Origin of the sequence: Pseudomonas sp. TH32, assembly GCF_016650855.1 — a bacterium.
Taxonomy (GTDB): domain Bacteria; phylum Pseudomonadota; class Gammaproteobacteria; order Pseudomonadales; family Pseudomonadaceae; genus Aquipseudomonas.
In genome coordinates, this window is record NZ_JAEKFA010000002.1 from 1,512,158 (window position 1) to 1,526,086 (window position 13,929).

Annotated in this window: 8 protein-coding genes; 4 read left to right on the plus strand and 4 right to left on the minus strand. The window is 61.7% G+C overall.

Translation table 11 applies throughout. The annotated features are described in order from the left end of the window. Positions 1-5 precede the first annotated feature (5 nt). Positions 6-1,403, plus strand: a complete 1,398-nt coding sequence (locus JFV30_RS10595; protein WP_201123550.1) for a hypothetical protein — start codon at positions 6-8, stop codon at positions 1,401-1,403. 42 nt (positions 1,404-1,445) lie between these two features. Further along, a complete protein-coding gene (locus tag JFV30_RS10600) occupies positions 1,446-4,979 on the plus strand; it encodes an NEL-type E3 ubiquitin ligase domain-containing protein (RefSeq protein WP_201123552.1) in 3,534 nt (1,177 codons plus the stop codon). A 39-nt stretch (positions 4,980-5,018) separates the two neighbouring features. Here the strand turns inward: JFV30_RS10600 and metH are convergent, their stop codons facing one another. After that, complete coding sequence (metH, locus tag JFV30_RS10605) at positions 5,019-8,729, minus strand: methionine synthase (protein WP_201123554.1); 3,711 nt, start codon at positions 8,727-8,729, stop codon at positions 5,019-5,021. A gap of 164 nt (positions 8,730-8,893) precedes the next feature. Between metH and JFV30_RS10610 the strand changes: the two genes are divergently transcribed. Together JFV30_RS10610 and nfuA are read left to right on the plus strand one after the other, a co-directional pair. Next, a complete protein-coding gene (locus tag JFV30_RS10610) occupies positions 8,894-11,185 on the plus strand; it encodes a fatty acid cis/trans isomerase (protein WP_201123556.1) in 2,292 nt (763 codons plus the stop codon). 94 nt (positions 11,186-11,279) lie between these two features. Continuing rightward, positions 11,280-11,864, plus strand: coding sequence for a Fe-S biogenesis protein NfuA (gene nfuA / locus JFV30_RS10615; RefSeq protein WP_003210817.1), 585 nt, complete (start codon positions 11,280-11,282; stop codon positions 11,862-11,864). A gap of 145 nt (positions 11,865-12,009) precedes the next feature. On the opposite strand, the gene cobM is transcribed toward nfuA, so the two are convergent. The 3 genes from cobM to JFV30_RS10630 form a co-directional block, all read right to left on the minus strand. Next, a complete protein-coding gene (gene cobM / locus JFV30_RS10620) occupies positions 12,010-12,756 on the minus strand; it encodes a precorrin-4 C(11)-methyltransferase (RefSeq protein ID WP_201123558.1) in 747 nt (248 codons plus the stop codon). Positions 12,757-12,840: 84 nt separating this feature from the next. Further along, on the minus strand, positions 12,841-13,233 hold the full coding sequence (locus JFV30_RS10625; protein WP_201123560.1) for a cobalamin biosynthesis protein: 393 nt from the start codon (positions 13,231-13,233) through the stop codon (positions 12,841-12,843). Beyond that, on the minus strand, positions 13,230-13,928 hold the full coding sequence (locus JFV30_RS10630; RefSeq protein WP_201123562.1) for a CbtA family protein: 699 nt from the start codon (positions 13,926-13,928) through the stop codon (positions 13,230-13,232). Before JFV30_RS10630 ends, JFV30_RS10625 begins: the two co-directional genes overlap by 4 nt. Position 13,929: the final 1 nt, after the last annotated feature.

Genomic DNA, 13,929 nt, shown 5'->3' on the forward strand with positions numbered 1-13,929 from the left:
GCGCGGTGCCAGATGATGTACTGCGCAAGGTGCACATGGACGGCCGCCCGGTGCCGTCGTTGCTGGCCGATACCCTGCGCCAATTCCGCGCTGACCGGGGCGCCAGCGAAGTGATCGAACAATGGCGTACCGGTGTCGGCATCGATGACCGTTATGAATACGCTTTGCCGTTGCTGGTGCAAATGCCGAACTGGCCCGCCGGACGGGTGCTGGAATTGTTCCAGGGGCCGGAACCCTGGGGCGTGTCTCGCCGCTATGGCAAACCGTTATCGGCCGCAGATATGCGTGCCACGATCAAAATCACCCGTGGCGAGATGCTGGCGGGCAAGTTGCCTCGCCAAGTGCTGGCCGAACTGGGCGAGCAGGGCAGCAGTGACCTGTTGGGGGCTCATGCACAAGGTGATCAGGAGTACGTGTTCCGTACCCGGCTGGTGGACTTTGCGCAGAAGCGCAAACCGGCGCTGGTCGACAGCCTGTATCTCTCCGGCGAGCCCAAACAGGTGGTGTCCCAGGTGCTTGAGCAGCGCTTCGCCTCGTTGCCCCGTGGGGCAGTCAGTGAAGTGCTGGCGCGGGCAAGTGTTCGCCAGCGCGCGGAATTGGCCCGCACCGGTCGGGTCCCGGCAGGCCTGGATAACCTTGCACGTATCCGCGCTCAACAAGGGCGGCTGAGCCGGGCAATCACCGGCCTGCATCGCCTGACCATCGCCTCGGCCGACAGCGAGCGCCTGGCGTTGCATAGCCTGGAACAGTTGCCGGGCTGGCCTGCGACTTTGCGCCTGGAAGTGCGCGGCGAAAGCGTCACCGGCCCGCTGATCGACAGTATCGGCCCGCAAAATGCCGTCGAACGCAAATACCTGGTCAAGACCGGCGATATCTATCAGGCCTTCGACGAGCGGGGTCAAAGCCTCAACAGCCTCACGCCCGACGGTCGCAACTTCTTTGAGTCGATCATGCAGGCCTTGCCCGATCAGGCGCGACAGTCATTGGGCCTGCCGTCCGTCACCCAGGATGCCGAGCTGCAGCAGGCCCTGGCGCGCTATGCGACGACCCATCGCGACGCCATGGCGGCCATTTTGAAGCAGCGCGTGCCGCGTTCCCGACCCGCTATGGCACCGACGACCGGGCCGGTGGGATACGCGCTGAGTGGGCGAGGTGATGGCTTTGCCCATGAGACGTCACTGACCACCCGGCTGCGGGCCATTTATCCGAACTTCTCCGAGGAAGAGGCCGAGCGTTTTGTGCTGATGCGGCTGGCCAGCGGCGAGACGCAGCAGCAGGTTCTGCATCTGTTGGCCACGCGCCAGCGCGAGCTGGACGGGCTGAAGGCAATCCTGGACGGGTGGGCGCAAGGCAACCCCGGTCGCCAGCGCATAGCCGACGTTTTGATCGGTGGCTGGCGATAAGGCCTGGTTCGCGGGGTTGACGCGCATGCCTATCTGGACCTGATGGAAATCAGTGAGTTACCGCTGCTTGTTGCCGACTTCTCGCACGTACGTGGGTTGAAATTGTCTGGCGCGGCAGTAGCCGGCCAGACACGGGCGGCGCTGTTCCGGCAATTTCCCAATGTCAAACGTGTGGACCTTTATGTTGAGCAGGCCGAGTTGAACGCCATCGCCGATGGCCTGGGCGCGTTACCCGGCGTGACCGAGTTGGCCATTGATGGGTATCAGTTGAGCTATACGCCCGAGTTTATCCAGGGCCTCAACCAACGGGTGCAACTTGAACGTTTGAGCCTGGCGGGCGACCTTCCTGCCCTGGACGTCAGCGGCCTGAAAAACCTGCGCAGTCTCAGCGTCTCCGGCTCTCTGGCCGAATGGCCGACCGGCGTGCTGGCCCTCGAACACCTGGAAGCCTTGAACCTGTCCGGTACACGGATCAATACCGTTACGCCGCAGTTGTTCGCCGGGCATGAGCGGGTGTGGCGTGGTTTGACCATGAAATGGTCGGCCTTCGAGCCCTCCGCATTTATGGCGGTGTTTGACCACGTGCACGGTAACGCGGCGCACCTGATGGACGAAGCGCAACTGGTACAAACGTATTGCGCCGGCAGCCTGGCCAACTTGAACGCCGGGGATTCGGCGTTCGCCCGAAATGCGTTGGCCGAATTCACCCGGCTGGGACTGTCCGCGCGTGAACAGGTAGTGCGGGTCAACACCCTGCATGAAGAACACCGGGTTTTGACGGCAGAGCTGGAGAGCTGGCAGGCCCGTGAGCTTCGGGTAGGCGGGAAATTGGTCGATGTCTTTTATCGTCAGCGTGCGGCCAGAAGTATTCTGGACTGCTGGCGCGCGGGTCTGGAGCAGCGCTATGGCGGGGGTGCGGCAGTAGCAGGACCTTCTTCACGGGTGGAAAGCGCAGTGAGCCTGGACCTGTCGGGCGGCATGCTGGGTGATTTGCCCGAACTTCCGGCACAGGGTTTTACCCATGTGAGCCAATTGCAACTGGCCAGCGCCCGTCTGTCGTTGCCGGCGCTGGAAAGCGTGTTGGGCAAGGTGCCCAATCTGCGCCGCCTGGGGCTGAGCGGCAACAAGCTTTCAACATTACCGAGGGCGTTCAGCGACCTGCAGGCCCTGCAGTTCCTCGATCTGTCCCGCAACCAACTGACGGTGACGCCCGCCATCCAGCATCAACTCAACGCCATGACGCAGTTGCAGCAACTGACAATGTCGTTCAACCGCCTGGGCGTTCTGGATGTGCGGATGTTGTCGAAACTGCAAAAGCTGGACCTGAGCCATACCGCGCTGCGTGAGTGGCCGACCGGCGTTCTCGAACTGCCGCAGCTGGGTGAATTGAAGCTCAATCACAGCGCGATCACGCGCATTCCGCCGCAGGCCCTGAGCGGCCACGACCTGCTGATGTTGAGGACTAACCTGCGGGGTTGTCCGCTGACGCTGCAAGCCTGCGCCGACATCGAGCAATTCTCCCGGCGCCTGTATCGAGACGATCCTCTGCATCTGGTTTCGACACAACAGGCCTTTGCTCAGGCCGCCTACCTGGACAGTCCCATGGGCATTCCCAAGGCCGGTCTGGCCGAAGGCTCGACCGGCGGTGAGCCGGAGTATTTCCCTCTTGAAGTGTCGGAAGACCCCGACATGTTGATTGCGCTGGCGTTGGACCCGGCGGGCGCTGAATCGCGGCTGACTGCGGCGCAGCGCTTGCGCCGCCTGGCACCCCAGCTGAGCGACAGTGGCGCGGTGAGCCTGATCGATGGCTTGCGCGAAAGCGGCCTGGGGGCGCTGGATATCGAAGCGCGCCTGCGGCAGTGGACGCAGCAGCACAAGGCACTGGTGATGATGTTGAACGAATGGATCGACGTTCGCGGTTACCGCGAGGACGGTGGCTGGATCAGCGCCATTGACCGTCGGCGTGCGGCCGACCGGATTCTGGACAGCTGGCGGCACAACCTGCGTGCCGACCCCGGGAAGCCAGCGATCGATGGTCGACACCGGTTGGACTTATCCGGGCTGTATCTGGGGGAGCTACCTGCGGTGCCCAGGCAGTTCAATCACGTCACCGAATTGAACTTGAACGCGGTCAGGCTCACCGAACAAGGTTCCAACGGGTTTTTGCGTGCATTTGCCCAGGCCCGCAGCCTGGTACTCAACCACAACGGTTTGAGCCGCTTGCCCGAAGCCCTCGACGAGTTCAGCGCGCTGACTCGATTCGAAGCGGCTTACAACGATCTGCGCGACAGCACTGGGCTGGAGCAATGCCTGGCGCACTGGCCGGCACTTGAATGGCTGGACCTGAGTGAAAACACGCTGGCGAACCTGGACATCCGCGCCTTGCCCAACCTGCGGCATCTGGATGTGCACGCCAACATCCTCGAAGACTGGCCGGCCGGGGTGTTGCACGCGCGTAACCTGAGCAATCTTGACCTGAGCAATAACCAGATTGAAACCATTCCACTTGGGGCACTGGATGACGAGCACGAGGTGCTGATGCGAAACACTGATCTGTCCGACAACCTGCTGCTCGAGCAGGAACTGGAGGCGTTGCGCGAATATCAGGCACGAACCGGCAATGGTTTGGGCTTCTCCCAGAATGATATCGACCGCCTGCTGGAGGGCTACGCCACAACGGAGGAGTCCGGCAGCAGCGAAGATGAGGCCCACCCTGAATTACTGACGGAGGCCGAACAGAAAGCGCAATGGTTTGCCGGCATACCCGACGGCTCATCCCGGCACCGTGTATGGGAAAACCTCAAGGCGAACGAGCAGAGCCGGGATTTTTTCTACATTGTGGCCCAATTGCGGCATGCCAAGGACTTTGTCCAGGACAAAGCGGAGCTGAGCCGTCGGGTCTGGGAGGTGCTGGAAGCTGCCGACCAGTACCCGCAATTGCAGGCAACCCTGTTTGTGAGGGCTCATGCCTCAATCTCCCGCGTCACCTGTGGTGATGGCTGGATCCTGTTGTTCAGCGACCTGGAGGTTCGGGTCTATGAGTTCAAGGCACTCCACAGCGGTACCGAGGGCCAGGAAGGCCCGGCGTTGCTGAAGCTGGCCACCGGCATCATCCGCCTGGAAGAAGTGGAGGCCGTGGCCGAAGCCGCGATCCTGCGGCGACCGGGTATCGACCCGGCAGAGATTCGCCTGGCCTACCGTATCGGGCTGGCCCAGCGCCTGGCGTTGCCTCGCCAGCCATCCACCATGATCTACCGCAACCTATCCCGGGTCTCCGACGCCGATATCGATGCGGCTTATGCATCGATCATCGCCAAGGAGGCCCAACCGGCCTTTGTCGAGAAGTTGGTGGGTCGTGAGTACTGGGTGGATTACCTGAAGCGGCGTTACCCGGCTGAATTCTCCGCCTTGACCCAGCAACGGCAGGTCCGCCTGGACGCACTGGAGACGCGGCATTCCGAGATCACCCCGGGCTACCTGGAAGAGATTTCGGCACTGGACACGCAGTACAAAGCTGAACAGGCGGCGCTGGCCATACGGCTTTGCGCAATCGAACGCGCGGCGCTCAATCTGTAAAGAAAGCCGGAGCCGGTCCGAGACTGGCTCCGGCATCGATCAGTTGTCGTAACCCAGGTTTGGCGCCAGCCAGCGCTCGGTCACACTCAAGTCCTGATCCTTGCGCGCGGTGTAGCTCGCCACCTGGTCCTTGTCGATCTTGCCCACGGCGAAGTACTGCGCCTGCGGGTGGGCGAAGTACCAGCCGCTGACCGCCGCTGCCGGGAACATCGCGTAGTGCTCGGTGAGGAACACGCCGCTGCGGCCGGCCTGCATTTCGCGGGCTTCAGGGTCCAGCAGTTGGAACAACTGGGCCTTCTCGGTGTGATCCGGGCACGCCGGGTAGCCTGGAGCAGGGCGGATGCCGCTGTACTGTTCCTTGATCAGTGCTTCGTTATCCAGTTGCTCGTCCTTGGCGTAGCCCCAGTGCTCTTTACGCACCTGCTGGTGCAGCCACTCGGCGCAGGCTTCGGCCAGGCGGTCGGCCAGGGCCTTGACCATGATCGAGTTGTAGTCGTCGCCAGCGTCCTGGTAGGCCTTGGCGACTTCTTCGGCGCCGATGCCGGCGGTGGTGATGAAACCACCGATGTAGTCGGTCACGCCGCTGTCCCTGGGCGCCACGAAGTCGGCCAGGGAGAAATTGGGCTTGCCGTCGGTCTTGATGATCTGCTGGCGCAGGTGGTGCAGCTTGGCAATCGGCTGGCCATCGTCGCCGTAGACTTCCAGGTCATCCTCCTGCACCTGGTTGGTCGGCCAGAAGCCGAACACGGCGCGGGCGCTGATGAGCTTTTCGTCGATCAGCTTCTTGAGCATTTCCTGGGCATCGGCGTACAGCGCGGTGGCGGCTTCACCGACCACTTCGTCTTCAAGGATGCGCGGGAACTTGCCGGCCAGGTCCCAGGAGATAAAGAACGGCGTCCAGTCGATATACTCGGCCAGCACCTTGAGGTCGATATTGTCCAGCACTTTGGAACCGGTAAAAGTCGGCTTGACCGGCGTGTACGTGCTCCAGTCGAACTGCGGCTTCTTGGCAATCGCCGCCGGGTAGCTCAGTCGCTCGGTGCGGGCGCTGCGGTTGGAGGTGCGCTCGCGCACGTCAATGTATTCCAGGCGGGTTTTCTCGACAAAACCGGCCTTCAATTCCTTGGACAACAACTGGGTGGCCACGCCCACGGCGCGGGAGGCGTCGGTGACGTAGATCACGGCGTCATTGCTGTACTTCGGTTCGATCTTCACCGCCGTGTGGGCCTTGGAGGTGGTGGCGCCACCGATCATCAGCGGCAGGTGGAAGTCCTGGCGCTGCATCTCACGGGCGACGTGCACCATCTCGTCCAGGGACGGGGTGATCAGGCCGGACAGGCCGATGATGTCGCACTTCTGTTCCTTGGCCACTTGCAGGATCTTCTCGGCCGGCACCATTACGCCCAGGTCGACAATGTCATAGCCGTTGCAACCCAGCACCACGCCGACGATGTTCTTGCCGATGTCGTGCACGTCGCCCTTGACGGTGGCCATCAGGATCTTGCCCTTGGCTTCCGGCTTGTCGCCTTTTTCCAGCTCGATGAACGGGATCAAGTGGGCCACGGCCTGCTTCATCACCCGGGCGGATTTCACCACCTGGGGCAGGAACATTTTGCCGGCGCCGAACAGGTCACCGACGATGTTCATGCCGGACATCAGCGGGCCTTCGATCACCTCGATCGGGCGCGCGAACGACTGCCGGGATTCTTCGGTGTCTTCGACGATGTGGGTGGTGATGCCCTTGACCAGCGCGTGTTCCAGGCGCTTGTTCACGGGCCAGCCACGCCACTCTTCGGTCTCGGCTTCCTTGACGCTGCCGTCGCCCTTGTACTTGTCGGCGATGGCGAGGAGGGCGTCGGTGCCTTCCGGCGTGCGGTTGAGCACCACGTCTTCCACGGCGTCGCGCAGTTCAACCGGGATCTGGTCGTAGATTTCCAGCTGGCCGGCGTTGACGATACCCATGCTCAGGCCATTGCGGATTGCATACAGCAGGAACACCGAGTGGATCGCCTCGCGCACCGGGTTGTTGCCCCGGAACGAGAACGACACGTTGGACACGCCGCCCGAGGTCAGTGCATACGGCAGCTCGTCGCGGATGTAGGCACAAGCGTTGATGAAGTCGACGGCGTAGTTGTTGTGCTCTTCGATACCGGTGGCCACCGCGAAGATGTTCGGGTCGAAGATGATGTCTTCCGGCGGGAAGCCGACTTCGTTCACCAGGATGTCGTAGGAGCGCTTGCAGATCTCTTTCTTGCGCGCTTCGGTGTCGGCCTGGCCGGCTTCGTCGAAGGCCATCACCACCACTGCAGCGCCGTAGCGCTTGCACAGCTTGGCGTGGTGAATGAACTGCTCGACGCCTTCCTTCATGCTGATGGAGTTGACGATGCCCTTGCCCTGGATGCATTTCAGGCCGGCCTCGATCACTTCCCACTTGGAGGAGTCGATCATGATCGGTACGCGGGAGATGTCCGGTTCGCCGGCAATCAGGTTGAGGAAGGTCACCATGGCCTTCTTCGAATCCAGCATGCCTTCGTCCATGTTGATGTCGATCACCTGGGCGCCGGCTTCCACCTGCTGCAGGGCGACTTCCAGGGCTTCGGTGTAGTTGTCTTCGCGGATCAGGCGGGCGAAGCGGGCGGAACCGGTGATATTGGTGCGCTCGCCGACGTTGACGAACAACGAACTGCGATCAATCGTGAACGGTTCCAGGCCAGACAGGCGGCACGCCTTGGGGATGTCCGGGATCGGACGCGGGGCGTAACCGGCCACGGCCTTGGCGATGGCTTCGATGTGGCCCGGCGTGGTACCGCAGCAGCCGCCGACGATGTTGAGGAAGCCGCTCTGGGCGAACTCTTCGATGACCTTGGCAGTTTGCGACGGCAGTTCGTCGTACTCGCCGAATTCGTTGGGCAGGCCGGCGTTCGGGTGCGCGGAAACGTGGGTGTTGGCCTTGTTCGACAACTCTTCCAGGTACGGGCGCAACTCGCTGGCGCCCAGGGCGCAGTTCAGGCCCACAGACAGCGGCTTGGCGTGGCTGACCGAGTTCCAGAAGGCTTCGGTGGTCTGGCCCGACAACGTACGGCCGGAGGCGTCGGTAATGGTGCCGGAGATCATGATCGGCAGTTCGACGTTCAATTCTTCGAACACACCCTGCACAGCGAAGATCGCGGCCTTGGCGTTGAGGGTATCGAAGATGGTCTCGATCAGGATCAGGTCGGCGCCGCCCTCGATCAGGCCCTTGGTGGCCTCGGTGTAGTTTTCCACCAGCTCATCGAAGGTCACGTTGCGGTAGCCGGGGTTGTTCACATCGGGCGACAGCGAGCAGGTACGGCTGGTCGGGCCGAGCACGCCGGCGACGAAACGCGGCTTGGCCGGGTTTTCCAGGGTCTTGGCGTCGGCGATCTTGCGTGCCAGGCGTGCGCCTTCTACGTTTAACTCGTAGGCCAGCTCCTCCATGCCATAGTCGGCCATGGAAATGCGCGTGGCGTTGAAGGTGTTGGTTTCCAGGATGTCGGCGCCGGCATCCAGGTAGGCTTTTTCGATGCCGCCGATCACGTCCGGACGGGTGATCACCAGCAGGTCGTTATTGCCCTTGACGTCGCTCGGCCAGTCAGCGAAGCGTTTGCCACGGTAGTCTTGCTCTTCCAGCTTATAGCTCTGGATCATCGTGCCCATGCCGCCGTCGAGGATCAGGATGCGTTCCTTGAGGGCTTGGTGGAGGGCTTGCAGACGAGCGCTACGATCGGGCATGGGACTACTCTGGTCAGGTATCACGGAGGGCGAAGATCATAGCAAACCTGTGCGCTTTTAGAGCATGCACCGGTTTTGCATGAATATCGCTCATGTTGTCGAGGATGTTACATCGGTAGAATCGCCGGATTTTTCACTGTACGCATTGAATCGGGACCGGGAACATGTCACTTCGCCTTATCGCCAGCGCCGCGTTTGCGCTGTTCGCTCTCACCGCACAGGCAGAAGGTCCCGCCCCGGCGATCTCTTATACCCGTGATATCCAGCCAATCTTCACCGAGAAATGCGTGGCCTGCCACGCCTGTTATGACTCGGCCTGCCAGCTCAACCTGGGCAGTGCCGAAGGCGCGGCCCGCGGCGCCACCAAAGTGCCGGTGTACGACGGCGAGCGCAGCCAGGCCAGCCAACCTACGCGCCTGTTCTATGACGCCTTCGGCAAGGCCGCCTGGCAGCAGAAGGGCTTCTACTCGGTGCTGGATGCCCAGGGCAGCCAGGCCGCACTGATGGCACGGATGCTGGAGCTGGGGCATAACGCGCCGTTGCAGCCCAACGCCAAGCTGCCGGATGACATTGTGCTGGGTCTGAACCGCGAAAACACGTGCCCGATGCCGGGCGAATTCAATGCCTACGCCGGTTCGCACCCCAAAGAAGGCATGCCGCTGGCGGTCACCGGCCTGACCGACCAGCAGTACCAGACCTTGCAGCGCTGGCTGGCCTCCGGTGCGCCGATCGACGAACAAGGCCTGGCGCCGAGTGCCCAGGAAGCCCTGCAAGTACAGCAGTGGGAAAACCTGTTCAACCAGCCCGGCGCCCGGGAAAGCCTGGTCGCGCGCTGGTTGTTCGAGCACCTGTTCCTCGCCCACATCTACTTTGAAGGCGGCGAGCCGGGGCATTTCTTCCAGTGGGTACGCTCGCGCACGCCCAGTGGCCAGCCGATCGACCTGATCAACACCCGCCGTCCCAACGACGACCCCGGCACCCAGATTTACTACCGCCTGTGGCCAGTGCAGGGCGTGATCGTGCACAAGACCCACATCACCTATCCGTTCAGCGCCGAGAAAATGGCCCGGATCAAGTCGCTGTTCTATACCGATGACTGGCAGGTGCACGCGTTGCCGGGTTACGGGCCGGGCCGCCGGGCCAACCCGTTCGAGACCTTCGAGGCGATTCCGGCCAAGGCGCGCTACCAGTTCATGCTGGATAACGCCGAATACTTCGTGCGCACCTTTATTCGCGGGCCGGTGTGCCGGGGCCAAATCGCCACGGACGTGATCCGTGACAACTTCTGGACCCTGTTCCAGGACCCCGACCACGACCTGTACATCACCGATGCCCGTTACCGCGGCCAGGCCACGCCGTTGCTGGCGATGCCGGGGCAAATTGATGATGTGGGCAGCGTGCTCAGCCTCTGGATCAAATACCGCGACAAGCGTAATGAGTACGAGGCGTTGCGTCGGGACAGCTATGCCGACGTGCCGCCGCCGAGCTGGTCGAGCCTGTGGGCCGGCAATGACAACGCGCTGCTGACTATCTTCCGCCACTTTGACAGTGCGTCGGTGACCAAGGGCTTGATCGGCGAAGTGCCGCAGACGATGTGGCTGTTCGACTATCCGTTGCTGGAGCGCACCTATTACCAGTTGGCGGTGAATTTCGATGTGTTCGGCAACGTCTCCCATCAGGCCCAGACGCGCCTGTATTTCGACCTGATCCGCAATGGCGCCGAGCAGAACTTCCTGCGGTTGATGCCGGCCGATTCCCGCGATGACTTCCTCGACGATTGGTACCAGAACAGCGGCAAGGTCAAGCTGTGGCTGGACTATGAGGCCATCGACGATGACAAGCCCACGGGGCTCAAGCTCGATGAAAAAGACCCCAAGCGTGACTTTGCCAACCAGTTGCTGGCCCGTTACGGCGACCTGAACGCCAGCCCGGACCCGATCAACCGCTGCGTCAGCGCCTATTGCTCGCGCCCTGGCGTCGACCCGGCGTTGCAGGACGCCGAGCAGGCCCTGAGCCGCCTGACCAACCGCCCGGCGGCGGGGCTCAAGGTGATCGACCAGTTGCCGGAAGCCACGATGCTGCGCATCGAAACCCGCAGCGGCAAACGCGAGGTCTATAGCCTGTTGCGCAACCGCGCCCACAGCAACGTGGCTTTCATGCTCGGTGAGGCTTACCGCTACCAGCCGGGCCTGGACACGGTGACCGTCTATCCCGGGGTGCTGAGCAGCTACCCGAACTTCATGTTCAACATTCCCGCCGAGCAAGTGCCGGAGTTTGTCGCCGCCCTGGAGAACGCCAAGGACGCCAATCGTTTCGAGAAGATTGTCGACCGCTGGGGCATCCGTCGCAGTCACCCGTTGTTCTGGCAGTATTTCCACGACCTGTCGAAGTACATCCGCGAAACCACGCCGGTGGAAGAGGGTGTGCTGGACATGAACCGTTATGAAAACCTTTGATCGGGGGCGAAAGTCTTTTCCGACAAAATTACTAGGACTTTGTACCTCGGTAATAATTTGGCGTAAACTGCCGGCAAGCCTGTGAGGAGTTTCCATGACTGCCATAACCATTACCGACGCCGCCCACGATTACCTGGCTGACCTGCTGTCGAAGCAGAACACCCCGGGTATCGGCATCCGCGTCTTTATCACCCAGCCCGGCACCCAGTACGCCGAGACGTGCATTGCCTACTGCAAGCCGGGTGAAGAAAAACCTGAAGATACGGCGCTGGGGCTGAAAAGCTTCACGGCGTATATCGATGCGTTCAGTGAAGCGTTTCTTGACGATGCCGTGGTGGATTACGCCACTGATCGCATGGGTGGCCAACTGACCATCAAGGCGCCGAACGCCAAGGTACCGAATGTTAATGCGGACAGCCCGATCAACGAGCGCATCAACTACTACCTGCAAACCGAGATCAACCCGGGGCTGGCCAGCCACGGCGGTCAGGTAAGCCTGATCGATGTGGTGGATGACGGGATTGCCGTGCTGAAGTTTGGTGGCGGTTGCCAGGGCTGCGGCCAGGCAGATGTGACCTTGCGTGAAGGCATCGAGCGCACCTTGCTGGAGCGCGTTCCGGAGCTTAAGGGCGTGCGTGATGTGACTGACCATACGCAGAAAGAAAACGCCTACTACTAAGTAAGGTGTTCACTGCGGTCATAAAAAACGGCGCCCCGTGAGCGCCGTTTTTTTATGTTTGTTATTCAGTTAGTTACATAATCTTCTTAACAAAGAAGATCACGTGTGGGAGCGGGCTTGCTCCCACATTGGGTTCTATGTTCATTCAGGGGCGGTAGAGGTGGGCATGGCCGGCGCGATACAGCGATGACTCGCTGAAGCTGTCACTGGCCAGCACCCGGCCTACCAGAATCAGCGCCGTACGCCGAAAGCCCTTGGCCGCGACTTTCCCGGCAATATCGGCCAGGGTGCCGACTGCCCAATCCTGATCCGGCCAGGTCGCCCGATGCACCACGGCAATCGGGCAGTCCGCGCCATAGTGAGGCAACAATTCGGCCACGATCTTCTCCAGATGATTCACCCCCAGGTGAATCGCCATCGTCGTCCCGTGCTGCGCCAGGCTGCTGAACGCCTCACCCTCGGGCATCGCGGTCTTGTCGGCATAACGGGTCAGGATCACGCTTTGAGCGATGTCTGGCAGCGTCAGTTCAGCCTCCAGCAGCGCCGCACAGGCCGCTACGGCGGTAACGCCGGGAATGATCTGGAATGGAATCCCCAGTTCCCGCAACAAACGAATCTGCTCGCCAATTGCCCCGTACAGGCTGGGGTCTCCGGAATGCACCCGCGCCACATCCTGGCCTTTCCCGTGGGCGGTCTTGATCAGCTCGATGATCTGCTCCAGATGCAATTCAGCGCTGTTGACCACGACTTCCGCCTGATGGCCCTCAAGCACCGCCGCCGGAACCAGCGAGCCGGCATAGATGATCACCGGGCAACTGCGAATCAGCCGCTGGCCCTTGACGGTAATCAGTTCCGGGTCGCCTGGGCCTGCGCCGATGAAAAAGACAGTCATGGATACGTTCCTGTGGAAAAAAAGCACGCGAGCAGGGCTTCAGATGAAGATGGCTCATGATGGAAGCTGATGATTATCGGGAATTCAGCCGGCGCAAGCCAATGCAAAGGTGGCTTGGGCGGTTTTTTGGCGGGAGACCAATAAGGTGGCGGGGCGTCGGGTCAGCTGTTCAGCCAACGCCAAGGCAGCACTTTCGGCGATGCCGTAGCAGCCGGTATGGGCAAAAACAGTCTCTGACTTATGGCTCAATCGATCTTCGTAAGGCACCAGTTGCGCCGCATTGAAAAACGTCAAAGGCAGTTCCAGTGCCTGGGCCAGTGCGAGCAGCCCCGGCTCATCCTGCTTGCGATCAAGACTGGCCAGCGCGGTAATTTGCTGGCGCTCAATGCCACCCTCGGCAAGGGCGGCATTGAACAGGTCGAGCAGGGCGTCGACAGGACAACCCCGCTGGCAACCCAGGCCAACTGCCAGGATCATGCCGCGTACTGATCATCACGGTTACGGCGGAACAACCATGCACTGATCAAGCCCAGCGCCAGCCAGAAGGCCACGTTGGTCAGTTGCGAGGCAATCTTGAACTGAGCTTCCAGGGCTTGCGGCGCCAGCATCGAGTGGACTTCCGGCTGTGGCGCGCCGATCACGTGGGGCACCGCCAGGATCGCCACGCCCAGCACTTTCAGCAGCCAGTTGCGACCGAACACGATCAGCGCGATACCGGCCGCGGTGGAGGCCGCAGTGCCGATCCACCAGATTTGCCGTTGTGCCAGGTCTGCCGCAGCGGTCCCCGGCAATTCAGGCGGCAAACCGAGGGTTGGCGCGAGCACGAACGTGGCGTAACCGGCCAGGCCCCAAAGCAGGCCTTGAGCCGTGCGGGTCGGGGCACGCAGGGTGTACAGGCCGGCAAGCATCAGGGCAAAACCTACCGCGACCACCAAATTGCCGCCCGTGGTGGACAGCACGCGCTGCCAGCCGTCTTCCGGCTCCCAGGCTTCTGCGTCGTGGGTGTGAGCGGCAGCGCCGGCGTGTTCATGCACTTCGGTAGCGGCCGGGGCGTTTTCGTAGGTTTCCGCCTGCAAAATCAGCGGGGCAACCCAAAAGCTTTGCAGCAACGTCAGCAACAAGGCGGCCAGAAGCCCGGTGAAACCTGCGGTTTGAGCAATACGCTTGATCATG